Source organism: Paenibacillus sp. IHB B 3084 (assembly GCF_001447315.1).
Lineage (GTDB): Bacteria > Bacillota > Bacilli > Paenibacillales > Paenibacillaceae > Paenibacillus.
In genome coordinates this window covers 3,744,677-3,763,092 of record NZ_CP013203.1, presented here as the reverse complement: position 1 = coordinate 3,763,092, position 18,416 = coordinate 3,744,677, and the positions used below count along the sequence as shown (strand labels likewise).

The following is an 18,416-nucleotide window of genomic DNA, read 5'->3' as shown; positions in this document are numbered from 1 at the left end:
TTTTTGGCGAATTCATGTGGTTTCATATACAATAAAGCTACATCGTGATGGTAAAATCACTACAATTAGGAGGAATACAGGATGAGACCTTTACAAATTTCGCCGGAAACGGCTGTGAAATTATCCGAAAAGCTCGGCATTCCGCTGGAACATCTCATGCATACACCCCAGCATATTTTGATGCAAAAACTGGCCGAACTGGCCAAAGAAGAAACCGCTGATCCGAACGGCGGTGAATCGGACAAATCATGATTCCTTTTCACAAAACCTGGCCTTATGACATTGTCATGGGAGACGTTTATGTACAATCCTGTCCGTTTTGCGACCATGAGAACGTCCTGCTACCCCTAAAGCCCAAAGAGCTTAAGCTCATACATGAAGGGATGAAAAAGCTGCTTGTGTTTCCATGCTGTCACAGCAGGATTACTTTGGTAGATTGTGACAACGATTATTTGCTGTCAGATACCACCCTGCGCCATCATTAATTCATGAGGCAATTTAGAGAAAGGTAGCCGTTGTTGATAAACAAGGTGTGAACCATGAGCCTGAACCGGCCATAGTGCACACCTTTTTTATCAGGAGGTGCTTGCGTTCTGCATTTCCTCCGGCAACTGAATATCCTTAGCGAGCATTTGCTCTCTCAATACAGCCCATTGTTCACGGGAAGCCCGGATCATAGCCGCATCCATAATATTCTTGTCATTAATGACACGTGAAAACCAGCGTACCGCTTCGTTAAAGTTGCCTGTACGTCGATGCAATTCTCCAATCAGATAGAGAAGCTTGGCATTATTCGCCCCGACACCCTCCAGCTCATAGACCCGAATATAGGAGTCCAGACTAAACTTTAGAAACCGAAGCTCCTGCTCCTCGTCCCCCTTGTATCGGTACATCCACGCGATATGCTGTAACAGGCTGGCTATCACCCGTTCCTTTTCCCCGATGACCTGCGCACACAGTAAACCCAGCTTATACGTTTCCAACGCCTCTTCCCAGTTGCGATGTCCGTCATATTCGCGCGATTGCCACCGATTACCAATTTTGTCCTTAAACAGCTTGTTCTGCTGATCGCTTAACTGAACGGTAGAATGCTCTGTCGAGGTAAATCCGCAATGAGGACAAACCCGTACGACATAAAAATCGGGATTTTCATTCTTGTAATACGCGCAGAAGTCTGAATCCGTACGAATTGCCTTCTTTAGGCTCGGTCTGACACGAGATGTCTGAAATTCTTCTTCACAAAGCGGACAAGAGATTTTAATCTGATATAACGGTTCAATTTCCAATGTTTTTACAACCCTCTCCAAAATTCGGCAATCCCCGCAAGCTTACGGGGTATTTACAAAATGATGCGCAGGACCGGACAAACGATTAAGTATAAATGAACGAAGCGGCTCCTCAATGCCCGCATCCGTTAACGCACCCGCCATACAGGACAGCCACGCCTCTGCTCGTTCTTCCGTTACGGGAAACTTCATATGCCGGGCACGTAACATCGGGTGACCATAAGCATCTGAAAACAGGGACGGTCCGCCAAAAAACTGGCTCAGGAACATATACTGTCTTTCCTTCACCGACTCTATGCCTTCAGGAAACAGCGGACTTAACAACGGATCTTTATAAACTCTCGGGTAGAAGGCCTCAATAATAGCACGAACACCCTCCGCACCCCCAAGATTGTCATAAATGCTCAGGCTAGGATTCACTTTTCCCCCAACTTTCTGTGCTATGGTAATAAATATACACCCGTATTATAACAAAAAACAAAGGGGCTGTCCCAAAAGCCATGAAATGGCTGCTTGGGATAGCCCTTGTTTTTGAGTAGGATATACGTGAGCGTTTGGTGAGGACGCTCCGCGAACGGAACGTTGTTCCAATCGCTGTTGTATCCAGATTTTATTTATTTGACTTAGCGGTAAAAATCCGGATACAAAGGCGACCGCTGCCGCTTTTCCACAATCGTTCCGTCCTCTCCGCTGTTTAAGCGGGAATCGTATCTACAATCCTTCTAAAAATCATAAAAAAAGAAACCTTTCTTTGGTAAAATGGAAGTGCGACCAACCATTTCAAAGGAGAGGTTTCTTTTGTACATTCAATATAACATGGACCAACTTTGCTTGCCAATGGATTTAGAAGAAGATATTCCTCCTAATCACCTCGTTCGTGTCGTTAATGCAGCCGTGAATCGACTGGACGACACCATCTTTGACGCCGCCTATCCCGGCGGTGGCCGCAACAGCTACCATCCTAAAATGCTGACAAAAGTCATCATCTACGCTTATACACAGCGCATTTACTCCTCCCGGCAAATCGCTAAAGCGCTTCGGGAGAATATCCCCTTCATGTGGTTGGCCGGACGGCAACGCCCGGACTTCCGTACCCTTAATCGTTTCCGTTCTCAGCGGATGAAGGACGTTCTTGAAACGGTATTCACCGCCGTGCTTCAATTTCTGGCGGAAGAAGAATACGTCTCCCTGGAGCATTACTTCGTAGATGGTACCAAGATCGAGGCCAATGCCAATCGCTACACATTTGTTTGGGGCAAGGCCGTGACTAAACACAAGGCCAAGTTGCAAGAGAATGTACACGTGCTGTTTGCCAGCATCGAAGCCGCAGAGCACCAGGAAGAGTGCGAGCACCAAGGTAAAGATCTTGTCGAACTCGGCGAATCGTTAGAGATGAGTAGTGAGAAACTCGAACACATGACCCAAGCGCTGGAGTCGCAACTTCTGGACAAGCCCAAGGACAAAACGCTGAAGAAAGCCGTTCGGAAGCTTCGCAAGAATTTGCTGCCAAGGCTGCTGAAGTATGAGCAATACAAAACCCTGCTTGGGGACCGAAACAGCTTCAGCAAGACCGACCCGGACGCGACCTTCATGCGGATGAAGGAAGACCACATGCGAAACGGTCAACTGAAACCCGGATATAATGTGCAGGTCGGAACCGAAAACCAGTTCATTTTAGCCTACAGTGTTCACCAACGACCGACGGATACTCGCTGTTTGCAGCCGCATATGGAAAAAGCTCAGAAACTACTGGGGGGATTTCCACAGACCGTCATTGCAGACGCAGGTTACGGCAGTGAAGAAAACTACGCCTATCTGGAAAAGGAAAAGATCCAGGCTGTCGTTAAATACGGCAGCTACCATAAAGAGAAGAGCAAGGCGTGGAAAGCGGATATCGGAAAGATAGAGAACTGGACATACAACGAGGCAAAGGATACATGGACCTGCAAGGCTGGACAAACACTGCATTTCCGCAGAGAAAGAAAGGAAACCTTAAAGAGTGGATACGAGATTCGCAAACGTCATTACCGAAGCAACTCTTGTGACGGCTGCCTCCTGAAGGACCGTTGTACGAAGGCGGAAGGAAATCGGGAAGTAGTCGTCAGTGTGGAACGGCTAAGATACCAGAACCAAGCTCGGGAAATCCTTCGAAGTGAAGAAGGGTACACCTTGGCCGTGCGCCGAATGACGGAACCGGAAAGCGTATTTGGACAACTGAAAAACAACCGGGGTTTCCGGCGGTTTCTGCTTCGCGGCATGGAGAAGGTGACGCTTGAGGTCGGCTGGCTTTCACTTGCCCATAATGTGCTGAAGCAAGCCGCAGTGGACCAAAAACGCAAAGCAGCGATTCTCCAATAACGGGAGAATCGCTGCTTTGCTGACTTTTGTGGTTTTTTTAGAATGAGAAGGGTTGTCTCTAACGTCGAAATCTACTTTTGGGACAGCCCCATCATTTCACATATACAGACAGGCTTGCACGACTTGCAAACAGCCTGCCATTCTACGAATACAGCTAATAACTCCGCCAATCCTCTTCACCGGGATGGACGAGAGAGGCACGAATGACATACACAAAAGCACACACGAGTAGACCGGCAACGATGCTCATCCTGATCACTCCATCCTTAAGGTTATGGATCGTTGTTTTTTTAATTTTAACATAATCTTTACAAAAATACAGCATTTCATGCAAACGCTTTCTTGTTTTTTTGGTACTCTTTGTCCATCCTCGTCATAGGAATAGTAGTAGAACTCCAAAGGAGGGGCCTCTATGCCGCTGTACCGTCGTTACTCGCTCCCTTTGCTTATTCTTATGCTGCTATTCCTATTTATACTTATGGCGGCGCACCCGCAATCTTCTCTAAATGCCGGACTTCGTGGTCTGGCCATTTGGTGGGACGTGCTGTTCCCGTCCTTATTCCCGTTTTTCGTTATTTCCGAGCTGCTGCTCGGTTTTGGCATCGTCCATTTTATAGGTGCGCTGCTGGACCCGCTCATGCAACCTTTGTTCCGTGTGCCCGGTTGTGGAGGCTTTGTCGCCGCTGTCAGTTGTGCATCAGGCTACCCGATTGGAGCCAAATTAACGGCCAAGCTGTGGGAGCAAAAATGGATCACCCGCATCGAAGGGGAACGACTGGTCGCCTTTACAACCTCCTCTGATCCGATATTCCTGATCGGTGCCGTTTCCGTCGGGTTCTTCCATCAGCCTGAAATTGCAGTCGTGCTGGGTGCTGCCCATTATGGTGGCGTGCTGATCATCGGCCTGCTCATGCGCTTCCACGGCTCCGGTTCGGGGAACGCTGATACTCACGGCAAGCGTCCCCAGTCTGCTGCAACCGAAGCAGGCGGCCACACCGGGCAGCATACACCAGCATCCCTCACTGTCGCTCCAAATGCCAAGTCAGACACGTCCTCTGTGCAGCAACGCGGACGACTGCGCCAAGCGATATATGCCATGCATACAGCGCGCCTGGAAGATGGCCGTCCATTTGGCGAGTTGCTGCGTCAAGCTATTGCTTCCTCCCTCCGTCTTATTATTGTCGTAGGAGGACTGGTTGTATTCTTCTGCGTCATTCTGGAAGCTTTAACGAACTCCGGTTTAATGAGCGGGCTTCGCCTGCTTACAGCAAGCTTATTGTCCGCCTGCGGCCTTCCCCCTACGTTAACAGATTCCATTGTAGGCGGTATCTTCGAAGTCACTTTAGGTGCACAAGCCGCTGGTGAAGCCACAGGAGCTGCTTTGCCGTTCAAGGTAGCCGCAGCAGCCTTTGTTCTCTCCTGGGGCGGACTATCGGTTCATGCGCAGGTCGCGAGTATTTTGAATACAACGAATCTCCGGTACCTGCCTTTTTTGCTAGCCCGCGCTGCGCACGGCATCATCTCTGCTCTGCTGGCTCTCGTGCTATGGCGTCCGCTCATGGGACAGGGAAGCTCGCCAGTCTTTTCTCCGATACACGATATCACCTGGTCTCCCGGCTTCTCATCCACTGTGTTGTGGCAAAGCCTGCTATTCCTCACTTGCCTGCTGATAGCCATGCTCTGTCTCTCTTGGTTGAGTGCAGGCACAAGCCGCTTATTCGCACGTCTAAGGGGAGCGTCCAGGCAATGAACGATTGTGTTCTTGCTCATAATTGATTATGATCGGTATATACCCATGACAAAGGAGCTTTTCATCTTGAGATATTATGTTCTGGATCGCGGGGATCAGCACTCCATGGACTTGAGTCAGCAGTTTCACCGTCTTGCCCAAGAAAAGAATTTCAAGCTGGATGCCGAATCGCCGGAAATCGTCGTGTCAATTGGAGGCGACGGTACTATGCTTCATGCGTTTCATACCTTCATCGACCGACTTTCGGATATAGCCTTTGTTGGTGTACATACCGGTCATCTGGGCTTTTATGCCGATTGGCGTGCGGACGAGCTGGAGGAGCTAATCCACCTGATGAGCCAAAGCGGATCTGAGGGACCCCTTAAACCGAGAATTGTCAAGTATCCATTGATCGAGCTGGAGATTCACAAGAAGTCGGGAAATGCTTCTTTTATTGCGTTGAATGAATTTACGTTAAAAGGGGTCGATGGCACGGTCGTTGCACAAGTGGATATTAACGATGTCACGTTCGAAATGTTCCGTGGAGACGGAATATGCGTTTCTACCCCTTCAGGTACGACTGCCTATAACAAAGCACTCGGCGGAGCTATGGTTCACCCCACCATTGAAGCGTTGCAATTAACCGAGATTGCCTCCATTAACAACCGGGTGTATCGGACACTTGGATCGCCATTGCTGCTGCCCAAGCACCATCATTGTGATATTTTTTCGAGAAAAGATCAGCGTCTTCTGCTGACGGTAGATCATCTGAACTTCCCTGTGGATGATTTGATTTCCGTTCGCTGTCAGGTTTCCAGTCACAAAATCAGCTTCGCTCGTTATCGTCCCTTTCCATTTTGGGATCGGGTACGCATTGCTTTTCTTAATTAGGCAAGCTGCTTTGAAATACACATAAAACTGAAAAGCACTAGTACATGCAAAAGAGCCAATCTTGGCTCTTTTTTGTATGATAGGGCCAACTCAATCCATGGTTGATCCTTTTGCCATAAATAAAAACGACTCCTGAAATTCAGGAACCGTTTTGTTGTGGAGCTGTAAATGTTTTATTCTTTTTGCTTCCCTCAGCTCTTTCGGCTTTGGCAGCAGGCTGCGCCTGAGGCTGGCCTCCGGAATCACGTGAGACGCGGACTTGCCGTCCCTCCCGGTTTTCCTTCGATTGACGCTCATAGCGTGGGCCACGGGATTCCTTTTTATCGAAATTCCCTTGCTGATTGCGCTGTTTCCGTGGTTCCCGGGCTTGCTGTCCTTCACCGGAAATTCGCCCGTCCTTCGCCTCACGTGGTTCTCTCGGCGGGCGCGAATCACGTGCTTCTCGTGGCTCACGCTGCCGATTCCCTTCACGCCCTTCTCTGGGCGGACGGTTTTCACGGAATTCCCGTGGCTGTCGCTCACGCGGTTCCTGGACTTCCCTTGGTTCCCGTCGTTGCAACTCCCGTGAGTCCCGAATTTCCTGAGCTTCACGCGGCTGCTCCACTCGCGGCTCCTCGGCTTCCCTTGACTCGCGCTGTGGCTCCGGCCATTCCCGTTCTTCTCCGTCTGCACGTTGTAGCACTTCTTGCGGCTCTCCGGCTTCAACCGTTTCCGTTGGTTCCGCTTGAGGTTCTTCCAACTGTTGATGATCCGGCGTAACGGATTCATCATTGTTTTCAATCTTACTGATCACTTCGCGGCTCTTAAGCAGCACAAAATAAGCACAACCGAAATTACAATACTCATTAATGTAATCGTCCAGTACCGCTATGGATGTATCCTTATTGGCCTTGGGATGCCCGTCACGATAAAAACCCTTTAGACGCAGCTGATTGTAACCCCAATCACCAATAATATAATCATAGCGCTCCAGCACTTCACTATACCGGTCACGAAAAGCTTCGGGATTCCACCCGTTCTTGTGATCCTGCAACACTTCATAGTTTTTACCACCGATATGAAACAAGCTAATCTGACCGCCTTTCCCGGATCAAGCCTGCGAAAGGGCGCCTTCTTCCTTATGCTGAGCGGCAGACTTCACCTGCTCATGCGCTTGGTAGGAGCTGCGGACCAACGGACCAGATTCGACGTGGCTGAACCCCCGTTGTAATCCCTCTTCCTTTAACTTCGCAAAATCTTCCGGTGGGTAATATTTTTGCACATACAAATGTTTCTCGGATGGCTGCAAATATTGTCCAATTGTCATAATATCGCAATCGACTTTACGCAGATCATCCATGGTTTGTAAGATCTCGTCAAACTCTTCTCCGACACCCAGCATGATACTGGATTTGGTAGGGATGGACGGATTTAAATGCTTTGCACGTTGAAGAAGCTCCAGGGAGCGACGGTATTTGGCCTTGGCCCGAACTTTATCAGACATCCGCTCCACCGTTTCAATATTATGATTCAAAATATCTGGCTTGGCATCCATGACAATTCGCAGCGATTCGATATCGCCCATAAAATCGGGAATCAACACTTCTACGCTGCAAAAAGGCAAACGGCGGCGAATCGCACGCACCGTTTCTGCAAATATAGTGGCTCCCCCATCCTTCAAATCATCGCGGGCCACACTGGTTACGACACAGTGTTTCAAGTTCATGTTTTCAGCCGCTTCCGCGACGCGTTCAGGCTCCTGTAAGTCCAGTTCCGTAGGCATTCCCGTATTCACTGCGCAAAAACGGCACGCACGCGTACAAATATCACCCAAAATCATAAATGTAGCTGTCCTGTTGGCCCAGCATTCATATATATTAGGGCATCGCGCCTCCTCACATACGGTATGTAATGTCTTGGAACGCATCATGCTCTTGATTTCCTGATAGTTATCGCCTGTCGTGAGTTTAATACGAATCCAGTCGGGCTTGGCTTCCTTCACTTTTCTAGACAATGGCATAGACCTTCTTTCTGATAAGCTTGGGCTGTCATTGCCATACATTATAACATGAAAGCCATGGAAAAACCTCCATTCATTGTTCCCTTTTTGATATGACTTTGATGCCGAAAAAGTAAACTCCTTATATGGATAAAAGCGACGGATATGGCTCAATCTAAACCAAAGGGGCCCGTACCGCTGCCGTTGGATGCGGGCCTGTAATCTACGGGGGCTGTCAAGCTCCCTTATAAGGAGGTCGGTTCACGTGCCTTACCCTAAACGTACAGCCCGCGCTATTCGCCTGTTGCCGCTGCTGTTGTGCGCCACTACACTAACAATGGCCTGTCCACTTCCTGCTCAGGCCTTGGCTACACCTTTAGAAGCCTCATCCCAAAGCATCCAGACAGCACATGTTGCTACTCCAAATTCCCAGTCATCACTGTATAGATCGAGGCTTGCTCTATATCTTTCCGTCGAAGCCTTGACAGGGATTCCGTGGTACAGGCTGGCCGCTATCGACCAATATGAATGCACGCTTACGATTGCGCATCCCAAGGATCGCAAGCATGCGGAGCGAGTCACAGGTATCTTTGTCACCGGACCCGTCTGGTCCGGTTTGATGAACCCTGATCCCGAGGACCGGCATCCACGTTCCATTTCTTTTTTTTCCGGGCTGGGACAGGACGGCTCGGGTGACGGAATTGCCGACCGTGATGATGACAGGGACTTGCTGTTCAGCATGGCCTCTTATCTCGGTAAATATGGGAACACAGAGGACGAATTTTCCATTGCGGTATGGGAATATTACCACAACAGCCGTGCGGTTCAAAGGGTACAGCAGTTTGCCAAGCTGTACCGGACCTATGGAAAGCTGGAGCTTGGCAAACAAGCCTTCCCGCTTCCCTTGGGCAGCATTTATAGCTATCGCAGCACTTGGGGCAGTCGTCGGAGCTGGGGTGGTTACCGCATTCATGAAGGGACAGACCTGTTCGCCGGCTATGGCGTTCCCGTTCGAAGTACCTGCTATGGCGTAGTCGAAATGAAAGGCTGGAATCCGTTCGGTGGATGGCGAATCGGGATTCGGGATCTCAACAATCGCTATCACTACTATGCGCACCTCTCCGGCTTTGACAAGACCGTTCACAACGGGGACATTGTCACGCCAGGTCAGATTGTCGGCTGGGTCGGAAGCTCGGGTTACGGCAAGCCCGGTACCCAAGGCAAATTCCCGCCACATCTGCACTATGGCATATACCGGGACAGCGGTTGGATGGACTGGTCCTTTGACCCGTATCCGTTATTAAGACAATGGGAGCAGACGGAGCGCAAAGCGCTCAAAACCAGCAAAGCAAAAGGGACCTCCACATAAGGTCCCTTTGCTTTTCATATACAACAATCAAGCCCTCTCACATTCCACTTGCCTTCGCTTATGGCGTTGGGGATGAAGTGGTGGGTTCATCTTCCTGCATTTGTGGAACACTCTCTATGCCGGAATCCGCAACGCCACCTGTCTCTATCGAATGGGGTGGCAGCGCCAAATTGGGGGCGACAGCTCCATTTTTACCGACGGGCTTACCCTGATTATCATAGTAGTACATTGGGACATTGCCTACCACGAGCAAATAAGACACCGGAATTTCCGTCTCCACAACCTGAGGCTGCATTTCAAAAGGAATCACGACGGACACTTCCGTCGTAATCCGAATATACACTTCCACCAGAATCATGTTGATGCCCGCATCCTGCTGGCGTGTATTTAAATCTACCTTGATAGCTCCATGCGGCTCCACCTTGAGTGGAACCTTCGGGCCATAAGTTGCCAACAGTGGACTGCCCAATGCCTGACCGATTGGAACGCTCTCATCAAAATGGCTCATGCTGTCCATTGTTGCCTTGACTGCCTTGAGCGTATCCGAGGTAATTCTCATATGCTCCGCATAATTCAGAACAAAGCCGGAGGTTTTCCCTTGCGCATCCGTTCTCCATTCAATCAGTTTATCAGCGGTCTCGCCCTGCTCTACCTGCGCAGTAATCGCTGAATTAATGGCCTCCGTCGCCATTTGCTTGACCCGCACTTTTGCCAAATGCATCATAGGCGGCTTCAAATGCTGCTCTACATAAGAGGCAACCTGTACGATTCCTACCAGCAGTATCAGCCCCACAATGAGCCATACTCTGTGTCTTCCGTGTCGCCTTCTGTTAGGCCTGCTGTGCCAATGCGGTCTTCTCTTCATCCCGATCCCTCCGCAGCGATGAGCTTACCCTACAAGGATATGCGGCGAGTACACGAAAAAGAAGCCGCCCGTCCGGCAGCTCCTTTTAGTATGCTAAAAATATATAATCCCACGATGTGACTCTTAAGCATTATTTGAAAAATTATTTAAAAATATGGTCAATCTTTTCAATATCTGCCTGACTCAGCTTAACATCCAGCGTTTTCAGATTCGCCAGCACCTGCTCCGGCCCCTTCGCCCCTGGAATGAGGGCATCAATCGAATCGCGGGTCAAATACCATGCGAGCACAACATGAGCGACCTCTGCATTCAACGCATTAGCAATTTGCCGTACCTGCTCCACTTTGTCCAAATTACGAGCAAATGCTTCTCCCTGAAATAATGGACTTTTCGCTCTGTTGTCTGTGAAGATTGTGTCTTTCGTATACTTACCGCCCAGCAATCCGGAAGCCAGCGGGAAATAAGGCACAAACGAAATGCCATTGGCTTTGGTGTAAGGCAGCAGTTCCTTTTCCGCTTCCCGTTGGAGCAAATTATATTCGGATTGAAGCACATCTACATAGCCGTCACTATTCGCATCCTTAAGTTGTTCAATGGAAAAGTTAGATACGCCAATGACCTTGATTTTGCCTTCGTCCTTGAGCTTCTTCAATTCTCCGACAGCCTCTGCCTTCGGCGTAGCTTCATCCGGGAAATGGATATAGAACAGATCAATATAATCGGTCTGCAATCTTTTCAGACTGGATTCGACAGATTCACGTAAAAAAGCAGGCGAGTTGTCAACAACAACCTCTCCGTTCACAAATTTGTGTGCCCCCTTGGTCGCAATGACAGCTTCCTCACGTTTGCCGCGCTCCTTCAGCACCTCACCGATCAACCGCTCTGAGTGCTCAGGTCCGTAAATAAAAGCCGTATCCAGAAAATTGATGCCGTTGTCCAAAGCGGTGCGAACGACTTCTTTGCCCGTTTCATCGTTCAAGCCGGAAAAAAGATTATGTCCTCCCACCTTATTTGCACCCAAACCGATTGGTTTTACATATAGATCTGTTTTTCCAATACGCACTTGCTCTGCCAATTCACGTCATCTCCTTTTCGAAAGTTACTTCCATTTTAATATTTAATTCCAAAAAAAGCAAATATAATATACTCAAAATCAAATAAGAATAATAAGAAATAAACTGATACTATTTTCTTTTTCGCTTCATACTACGAATAATTGTTTTCGTTGCCTGATCCACCCGGTATGATTCTGTGATCTTTTGCAGAGCTTTGTTGAACGTAAAATCATCCAGTGTATTGTTTTTCAAGTAATTCATCGTAATCTCAGGCAGCTTGATATAACAGATAGATATTGCCCATGCGACCGCCATTTGTACATAATAATCCTCACGGTGGGTTTGATCCATCCATTGCAGTACCCGGATGATATACTCTTCCTCAATATAAAAATTCAGAAACATGACCACTCCAAACCGAATTTCATATTCTTTCCTGGATGACAGATACGGCTGGATAAAGTCCCATACTCGTTCCTTATGATTTTTCGTACATTTTAATCCGGCACAGAAGCTGTCACAAACTGACCAGTTACCAATTTTAGGAACAAACCTGGCGACGTAGCCCAAAACTTCCTCTATATCTGCTTTCACATAGCCAATCACCATGCCTTGCAGCATTACTTCCTCGAAATGTTCACTTTCAGCAGTTTCAAGGTAGAGACGCCAATCGCCTTTGGCAATATCCTGGGCGAGCTTACGCAGCACCGGCAGGCGTACGCCCAGCACATTATCAATATTCGGAATCAATGCCGCCGTAAATTTTTGAAAATCCACATCAACATGTGCCAGAATTTGTTCTCTAATTGTTATTTTCACCGCTCCCACTCCCTGATCCTTAACGAAATGAAATGCTCCATAAATAAATAGAGGCCACCGAACCATAAGGCGAATAGACTCGGCAGTACTCCTCAAATTGCTTCTTGGTCAGTGTATCCAGATTGTACAGCTTCATCATCCCCCGCCGAATAGCTATATCGCCCCAACTGACGACATCCGGACGTTCCATGGAATTAATCAGCATCATTTCAGCCGTCCACGGGCCGATCCCATGCAGCGAGGACAATTTTTGAATCACTTGTATATCGGAGAGCTCATATAGTTCCTGCAAATCCAACAAGCCCTGTTCTATGGTTTGGGCTATATTCAGGATACAAGCTGCTTTTTTCATCGTGATACCACAGCTTTGAATCACTTCAACCGACTGGGTCGCTATATTTTCCGGAGTCATCGCACCCAGTCTCTCCTGCATTCTTACCCATATGGTTTGAACCGCCTTCGCAGAAATAAGCTGTCCCACAATCGCATGAACAAGCGCGGCGAACAGATCGGGAATAATCACTCGTTCGACCTTGCCCATTTGCGTCATTGCTGTACCGAGTACGGTATCCACGCTTTTCAGATAGTTGATTTCCTTCTCTCCATAGTCAAAATTTTTCGTGATCACGGTTTGCACACTCCGCTTCCTCCTCTGCAACCTTTATGCAGTTCCACCCACATACCATTTGAATGCAGTCTACACCAAAATCAGGGCTCAAATCCTTCACGGCTTACATAAAGCTGTTCTTCAGGAAAAACATTACGAAACTGTTTGTAGACTGCCTTGTAGGCAGCCGGATGATACCAATCCTCCAGCCCTAACGGCTCGTAAAGCGCACCGATATTTAAGCTTCGAGTACGCCTTCCTCCACTGCCGTCTCCCATAAAATAATCATCAATACAGACACGGTTGACCAGTGGCAAAAGCTTGTCCGCAAATTGCTCGCTGCTTGGAAGCATCGGAGCGATGGTGGCTTGCGTTGGTACTCCTGCCTCTTTTAACAGTTGCAACGTCTTGAAACGAGCCTGAATGGGGGGCGCATCCGGCGTAAAATGTTTGCGTATATCTTCGCGGTCCGTTTCTACCGTCATGCTCACCCGTACGCGATCCTCTAATCGGAGTAACAAGTCGATATCCCGCCGTACAAGCGGACTGCGAGTCTGTACAAACAGGAAATCCGGCGGATCTTCCACCATCACCTCCAGCAGTGAACGGGTCACCTCTTCCTTGTACTCGGCAGGTTGATAAGGATCTGTGCTGGACGACATAAAAATAGTGACTTTGCCCTTGGATTTGGCCCGCCGAAGCTCCTTGCGAAGAAGATCTGCCGCCTGCTTTTTAATATCAACCCATGTGCCCCATTCCTCGCCGCGAAACGTCGAAACCGGCATTTGGCGCACATAGCAATACGAGCAACCAAAGGTACAGCCTGTATACGGGTTTAGCGAATGCGTATACCCCGACAAGAAACCTGTTCCTTTATTCAGAAGGGTCTTGGGGTATTTGTATATATGATGTGCTTCCATTGTTAACCTCTTTCGAGCTGCAAAAGCTTTACCTTCATATCCAAACCACCACGATATCCGGTTAAAGCGCCATTTTTGCCGATAACCCGATGGCATGGGACGGTGACCAGAATCGGGTTAGCACCGATTGCAGCTCCCACCGCACGAACAGACGCGGGCTTCTGAATCGCGTTCGCAATGTCTGAGTAGGATTGTGTCTCTCCATACGGAATGTCACACAGTGCGTTCCAGACCGCCATTTGAAACGCAGTCCCCCGAAAGTCAAAAGGAACGGTAAAACTTATACGTTTCCCTTTAAAGTATTCAATAATCTCTGTGGCATAGGGCTTCAAGACCTCATCATCTTCAACTAATGGACTGCCGGGAAATCGACTCCCTGCCCACGAAGCCAATTCCTCTATAGGTTTATCGGGTGAGCCTACGTAACATAATCCATCCGATGTAGCTGCAATATATAAATTCCAATCCTCGTGGGTTAATAATGACCAATAGATTGTTTTAGGGGTTTGGGTTAACATGATGTATACCTCCATTTTGTAATTGTTCTGATTTAAGGTGGCGATATTGCAAAGGGGTGTAGCCTGTATTCTTTTTAAATAACGTAATAAAGTAAGGGGTATTGAACAAACCTACGCTCTCCCCTACTGCCGCAACGGACTTATCCGAGTCCATTAGCTGTTGCTTGGCATGCTCCAATCTGGTTTGCTGTATATATTCCATCGGGGTTATATCCATGACCCGCTTGAAGGTACGATGTAAATGGTACGGGCTCCCATGCCTCATCTCTGCAAGCAGATGCAGCGTTAAATTTTCCTTGTAGTTAGCATCCACATACTCTGTAACCAACGCAATCCATTCATGATCAGGCAATTTTTGTCCTGTCGGTTTACACCTTTTGCATGGTCGAAAATGCTCCGCTAAAGCCTGTTCTGCTTTTTTGAATACGCGGATGTTTTCTCTTTTGGGAGGACGGGATTTGCAGGAGGGGCGACAAAATATTCCCGTTGTCTTCACAGCATAAAAAAATTCACCATCATAAGACTTGTCGTTCTCCACAATAGCTCTCCACTTCTCGTCAGTGATGGGCAACTCGGATTTCTTCATTACATTCACCTCTCATTTGCGATGTGGCCTCCCACATACCTATGTCTAAATTATAAACCAAACAGTGAACATATGTACCCCTCTTGGAATGTAAAGGCAAGATAACGAAAAAAAGATGACTCCATTGGAGCCACCTTTGATCTTACATGTCCATCTTCTTGTATGCACTTGAACCAAAGCCCGGGAATACCGATAAGGTGGACCTTAGAGCTTTTTCTTATGTCATTCAGGCAATGCCCTCTTTCTCATTGGTACCGCCGAACAGTTTTAAGAGCGGTTCCTGCACCCTTACCTGTCCTTTGGTGGTTGGAAGGATTTCTGAATAAGCGGAAGAATTCGTAACGATAATCGGCGTAATCGTAGGGTAGCCTGCTGCCCTGATCTGCTCAACATCAAATTCGAGCAGAAGGTCCCCCGCTTTTACCTGGTCGCCTTCTTTGATATGGGAGGTAAAATGTTTACCGTCCAGCTTAACCGTATCTACTCCGACATGAATCAGAATTTCTGCGCCTTTGGGCGAAACAACTGCAAGCGCATGTTTTTTCTTGAACGCCACGGTAATCGTCCCGTCGAACGGGGCTACAACTCTGCCTGATGTCGGTTCGATGGCGACGCCTTTACCCATAGCTTCCGACGCAAATGCAGGATCGGGAACTTCCGAGAGGGAGACAACGGTTCCTTCAATCGGACTAAATACCTCTTCGTTAGAAACATCTGTTGTATGAACTGGTTCTTTAGTCGAATTTTCGGGTGATTCTTCCGCTTCAACCGGATCTTCAAACCCTAAAATATAAGTCAGAATGGCCGAAACCAGAAACGATACCGAAATTCCTAAAATCAGTCCCGGGAAGCCTTGTCCGCCAGGGCCGTAGAAGATGGGCAAGGTCAGCAGTCCCGGCGCGCCGGAAGCGAATGCTTGCGTTCCCGCTTGGCCGATAATTGCACCACCGATAGCACCACCGATAATACCTGCAATAAACGGACGTTTCAGCGGAAGCGTGACTCCATAGACGGCTGGTTCTGTGATACCGAACAATGCGGTAAGCGTAGCGGAACCCGCCAAGGTCTTCAACTTTTTATTTTTTGTTTTAAGCATGACACCAAACGCAGCACCGGTTTGGGCGAAGATGGAAGCCGCAGCGGAAGGTTTGATTCCGTCTCTGCCGTTAACAGCAATGTTATTAATGAATACAGGTACGAGGCCCCAATGGACACCGAAGATAACGAGAATTTGCCAGCAAGCACCCATGATTGCGCCAGCCAATAACGGGCTGAAGCCGAACGCGGCAATGAGTCCAGTTGCGATGCCGTTGCCCACGTAGACCCCGAATGGACCAAACACGATCAAGGTCAGAGGAAGCATAATCACGAGCAGGATCAATGGCGTAATAAAATTTTTGACGCTTTCATGGATCAGCCGATTAAACCATTTTTCTAGCTTGCTCATGACAATGATAGCAATAATAATGGGAATAACCGTAGACGAATAACTCATCATGACAATTGGAATACCGAAAAAGTCAGTAGGTGTACCTTCCGTTTTCAACGTGACGATGGACGGGTAAAGCAATCCTCCGGCAATGGTCAGGGCGACGAAGATGTTACCTTCAAATTTTCGGGCTGTTGTAACCGCTAACAAGAGCGGGAGAAAATAAAACAGACTGTCAGCAGCGGCCAGCAAAATAATGTAGGTGGTGTCCTTCGGTGCCAGCCATCCAGCGTTGCTGGCAATCAGCAGCAGGCCTTTCAGAATACCGGCTCCCGCCATGACTCCGAGTAGCGGTGCAAAAATGCTGGAAACAACGTCTATAATGGCACCGAAGCCTTTGTTGGCTTTAACAGGTTTTTCATCTTTTTTGGATTCGTCCAGAATGTTGGATACCTTGCTGATAGCACTGTATACTTCTGGTACTTTGTTACCGACTACGACCTGAAACTGGCCACCGCTTTGCTTAACCGTGATAATCCCATCGGTTTTTTCCAGTTTTTCTTTGTCCGCTTTCGCCTCGTCCTTTAGCACAAAACGCAAGCGGGTGGCGCAGTGAACGAGTGATACCACATTTTTTTCACCGCCTACCAGATGAACGATTTCCTTAGCCAATTTTTCATAACTCATGCTAGACACCTCCATGTTCTAATGGGCATTTTACGTATTTAGGCGCACAAAAAACCTAAGCCTTGAAAAATGGTGGGCGCTTTTTGTCCCGCAATTTTTCATGACTTAGGTTTTGCCTGCATAACCAGTAACAATCCCAGTTAAAGCTTTATTAAATTCCTGTTGTTCTCATAATATAATTAATCAACCATATCTGTCAATAAAAATATTTAGTCATATATTCTCTATCCTGTTTGCAGGAAAAGTCCAGCTCATCTGTTAACCACCCGCTCAATATGCACGGTCAGATACAGCTTTTCTTCGTTCGTCAATTCGTGGTTGTATTCTTTTTCCACAAAAGCTCCGATTTTCTCCGTGCAAGCAGCCGCGTCTCTGTGCTTTTCCTTGATCATGTCATACAAATGATCGTAGTTGTTTTCGTAGTGATTCCCCTTAAACACACGCTGGGCGAAAAATTTCAGATGCGTAATAAAGCGGAAATAACTCAGAGAGTCCTCGTCAAAATCGACCTTGAAATGATATTTCGCTATATTGATAATTTGCTGCATAAATTTTGTAATACTCATTGTGGTGATAACTTCCTCGTTCATTTCGGCATTCACGATGTGAATCGCGATAAAAGCCGCTTCGTCCACAGGCAGTTCAATATCGAGCTTTTGTTTAATTTGTTCCAGCGTTTTCAGACCGATCGCAAATTCTTCTTTGTACAACTGCTTGACTTCCCACAATAACGCGTTTTTGATCTCCAATCCTTCCCGGTATCTTTCAACGGCAAAATTGATATGGTCGGTCAAGGAAACATAAATATTTTCGTTCAGCTTTTTGTTCAAATTGTGCTTGGCATCATTAATGATTTCTTCCACAATCACAATCAGTTCCAGTGGAACCTCACGCAGCAGCATTTTGAAGTTGTCGGACGTCTGCTTGTTTTTCAGGGCAAATACTTTCTGAATTCTGGTTTCGTCTACTTTATCTCCGGGCTTTTTCTTAAAAGCAACCCCGCGGCCCATCACCACGAGTTCTGTACCGTCCGTCTGGTAGACGCTGATTACATTGTTGTTGATGACCTTTGCTATTTTCATCTAAATCCCCCCATATGCCAGCAAGAGCCACTCCTGTTCCATCCTGTTTATGGCAAACAAAAAAAACCGAAGCTCAACAAATAAACAAGACTGTAAAATCCGCTTATTGGTGGCTTAGGTTTTGCCTGCCTTTGCAGTAACAATCCTAAAAATGATGGAATTGCGTCAAGTATAGCCCGAAGACGGGAGATTGTCAACGCTTTCAACCAAGAAAGAGAGACCGGAAATCCCCTTTAC

Annotated in this window: 19 protein-coding genes; 6 read left to right on the top strand and 13 right to left on the bottom strand. The window is 47.7% G+C overall.

Annotation, left to right across the window (positions count from 1 at the left end):
• The first annotated feature begins 81 nt into the window (after positions 1 to 81).
• Positions 82 to 252, top strand: coding sequence for a YycC family protein (locus ASL14_RS17610; protein WP_014277894.1), 171 nt, complete (start codon positions 82 to 84; stop codon positions 250 to 252).
• A complete protein-coding gene (locus ASL14_RS28175) occupies positions 249 to 485 on the top strand; it encodes a hypothetical protein (RefSeq protein WP_134912788.1) in 237 nt (78 codons plus the stop codon). Before ASL14_RS17610 ends, ASL14_RS28175 begins: the two co-directional genes overlap by 4 nt.
• Positions 486 to 575: 90 nt before the next feature.
• Here the strand turns inward: ASL14_RS28175 and ASL14_RS17600 are convergent, their stop codons facing one another.
• Both ASL14_RS17600 and ASL14_RS17595 read right to left on the bottom strand, forming a co-directional pair.
• Positions 576 to 1,286, bottom strand: coding sequence for a DUF2225 domain-containing protein (locus tag ASL14_RS17600; RefSeq protein ID WP_189338272.1), 711 nt, complete (start codon positions 1,284 to 1,286; stop codon positions 576 to 578).
• 42 nt (positions 1,287 to 1,328) lie between these two features.
• Positions 1,329 to 1,706 carry a globin domain-containing protein gene (locus tag ASL14_RS17595; RefSeq protein WP_134912784.1) on the bottom strand — a complete coding sequence of 126 codons (378 nt, stop codon included), beginning with the start codon at positions 1,704 to 1,706 and terminating at the stop codon, positions 1,329 to 1,331.
• Between the two features lie 378 nt (positions 1,707 to 2,084).
• Between ASL14_RS17595 and ASL14_RS17590 the strand changes: the two genes are divergently transcribed.
• From ASL14_RS17590 to ASL14_RS17580, 3 genes are all read left to right on the top strand, one after another.
• Positions 2,085 to 3,644 carry an IS1182 family transposase gene (locus ASL14_RS17590; RefSeq protein ID WP_134912148.1) on the top strand — a complete coding sequence of 520 codons (1,560 nt, stop codon included), beginning with the start codon at positions 2,085 to 2,087 and terminating at the stop codon, positions 3,642 to 3,644.
• A gap of 412 nt (positions 3,645 to 4,056) precedes the next feature.
• The gene (gene ylbJ, locus ASL14_RS17585; protein ID WP_134912783.1) at positions 4,057 to 5,394 is read left to right on the top strand and encodes a sporulation integral membrane protein YlbJ; all 1,338 of its coding nucleotides are present in this window, start codon (positions 4,057 to 4,059) and stop codon (positions 5,392 to 5,394) included.
• A 66-nt stretch (positions 5,395 to 5,460) separates the two neighbouring features.
• Positions 5,461 to 6,264: an NAD kinase gene (locus ASL14_RS17580; RefSeq protein WP_134912782.1), complete on the top strand. Its 804-nt coding sequence runs from the start codon at positions 5,461 to 5,463 to the stop codon at positions 6,262 to 6,264.
• A 139-nt stretch (positions 6,265 to 6,403) separates the two neighbouring features.
• On the opposite strand, the gene ASL14_RS17575 is transcribed toward ASL14_RS17580, so the two are convergent.
• Positions 6,404 to 7,330, bottom strand: coding sequence for a YutD family protein (locus ASL14_RS17575; RefSeq protein ID WP_134912781.1), 927 nt, complete (start codon positions 7,328 to 7,330; stop codon positions 6,404 to 6,406).
• Positions 7,331 to 7,354: 24 nt separating this feature from the next.
• Complete coding sequence (gene lipA, locus ASL14_RS17570; RefSeq protein ID WP_134912780.1) at positions 7,355 to 8,257, bottom strand: lipoyl synthase; 903 nt, start codon at positions 8,255 to 8,257, stop codon at positions 7,355 to 7,357.
• A 250-nt stretch (positions 8,258 to 8,507) separates the two neighbouring features.
• On the opposite strand from lipA, the gene ASL14_RS17565 reads away from it, so the two are divergent.
• Positions 8,508 to 9,611: a M23 family metallopeptidase gene (locus tag ASL14_RS17565; protein ID WP_134912779.1), complete on the top strand. Its 1,104-nt coding sequence runs from the start codon at positions 8,508 to 8,510 to the stop codon at positions 9,609 to 9,611.
• Between the two features lie 58 nt (positions 9,612 to 9,669).
• Here the strand turns inward: ASL14_RS17565 and yunB are convergent, their stop codons facing one another.
• The 9 genes from yunB to licT form a co-directional block, all read right to left on the bottom strand.
• A complete protein-coding gene (gene yunB, locus ASL14_RS17560; RefSeq protein ID WP_134912778.1) occupies positions 9,670 to 10,476 on the bottom strand; it encodes a sporulation protein YunB in 807 nt (268 codons plus the stop codon).
• Between the two features lie 142 nt (positions 10,477 to 10,618).
• Positions 10,619 to 11,551 carry an aldo/keto reductase gene (locus tag ASL14_RS17555; protein ID WP_134912777.1) on the bottom strand — a complete coding sequence of 311 codons (933 nt, stop codon included), beginning with the start codon at positions 11,549 to 11,551 and terminating at the stop codon, positions 10,619 to 10,621.
• A gap of 109 nt (positions 11,552 to 11,660) precedes the next feature.
• On the bottom strand, positions 11,661 to 12,350 hold the full coding sequence (locus ASL14_RS17550; RefSeq protein WP_134912776.1) for a DNA alkylation repair protein: 690 nt from the start codon (positions 12,348 to 12,350) through the stop codon (positions 11,661 to 11,663).
• Between the two features lie 19 nt (positions 12,351 to 12,369).
• The gene (locus tag ASL14_RS17545) at positions 12,370 to 12,987 is read right to left on the bottom strand and encodes a DNA-3-methyladenine glycosylase family protein (protein ID WP_134912774.1); all 618 of its coding nucleotides are present in this window, start codon (positions 12,985 to 12,987) and stop codon (positions 12,370 to 12,372) included.
• A gap of 71 nt (positions 12,988 to 13,058) precedes the next feature.
• Complete coding sequence (locus tag ASL14_RS17540; protein ID WP_134912772.1) at positions 13,059 to 13,877, bottom strand: SPL family radical SAM protein; 819 nt, start codon at positions 13,875 to 13,877, stop codon at positions 13,059 to 13,061.
• Positions 13,878 to 13,879: 2 nt separating this feature from the next.
• On the bottom strand, positions 13,880 to 14,395 hold the full coding sequence (locus tag ASL14_RS17535; protein ID WP_134912770.1) for a methylated-DNA--[protein]-cysteine S-methyltransferase: 516 nt from the start codon (positions 14,393 to 14,395) through the stop codon (positions 13,880 to 13,882).
• Positions 14,376 to 14,981, bottom strand: a complete 606-nt coding sequence (locus tag ASL14_RS17530; protein ID WP_134912768.1) for a bifunctional transcriptional activator/DNA repair enzyme AdaA — start codon at positions 14,979 to 14,981, stop codon at positions 14,376 to 14,378. The genes ASL14_RS17535 and ASL14_RS17530 overlap by 20 nt, the downstream gene beginning before the upstream one ends.
• A gap of 226 nt (positions 14,982 to 15,207) precedes the next feature.
• Entirely contained in the window at positions 15,208 to 17,097 is a 1,890-nt protein-coding gene (locus tag ASL14_RS17525) for a beta-glucoside-specific PTS transporter subunit IIABC (protein ID WP_134912766.1), read from the bottom strand.
• A 251-nt stretch (positions 17,098 to 17,348) separates the two neighbouring features.
• Complete coding sequence (licT, locus tag ASL14_RS17520) at positions 17,349 to 18,179, bottom strand: BglG family transcription antiterminator LicT (protein WP_134912764.1); 831 nt, start codon at positions 18,177 to 18,179, stop codon at positions 17,349 to 17,351.
• Positions 18,180 to 18,416 lie beyond the last annotated feature (237 nt).

Bases quoted from the DNA above. Each gene is read 5' to 3' on its own strand.
- ASL14_RS17530 (WP_134912768.1), bottom strand. From the start codon at position 14,981: ATGAAGAAATCCGAGTTGCCCATCACTGACGAGAAGTGGAGAGCTATT.
- ASL14_RS17540 (WP_134912772.1), bottom strand. From the start codon at position 13,877: ATGGAAGCACATCATATATACAAATACCCCAAGACCCTTCTGAATAAA.
- yunB (WP_134912778.1), bottom strand. From the start codon at position 10,476: ATGAAGAGAAGACCGCATTGGCACAGCAGGCCTAACAGAAGGCGACAC.
- ASL14_RS17525 (WP_134912766.1), bottom strand. From the start codon at position 17,097: ATGAGTTATGAAAAATTGGCTAAGGAAATCGTTCATCTGGTAGGCGGT.
- ylbJ (WP_134912783.1), top strand. From the start codon at position 4,057: ATGCCGCTGTACCGTCGTTACTCGCTCCCTTTGCTTATTCTTATGCTG.
- licT (WP_134912764.1), bottom strand. From the start codon at position 18,179: ATGAAAATAGCAAAGGTCATCAACAACAATGTAATCAGCGTCTACCAG.
- ASL14_RS28175 (WP_134912788.1), top strand. From the start codon at position 249: ATGATTCCTTTTCACAAAACCTGGCCTTATGACATTGTCATGGGAGAC.
- ASL14_RS17535 (WP_134912770.1), bottom strand. From the start codon at position 14,395: ATGTTAACCCAAACCCCTAAAACAATCTATTGGTCATTATTAACCCAC.
- ASL14_RS17610 (WP_014277894.1), top strand. From the start codon at position 82: ATGAGACCTTTACAAATTTCGCCGGAAACGGCTGTGAAATTATCCGAA.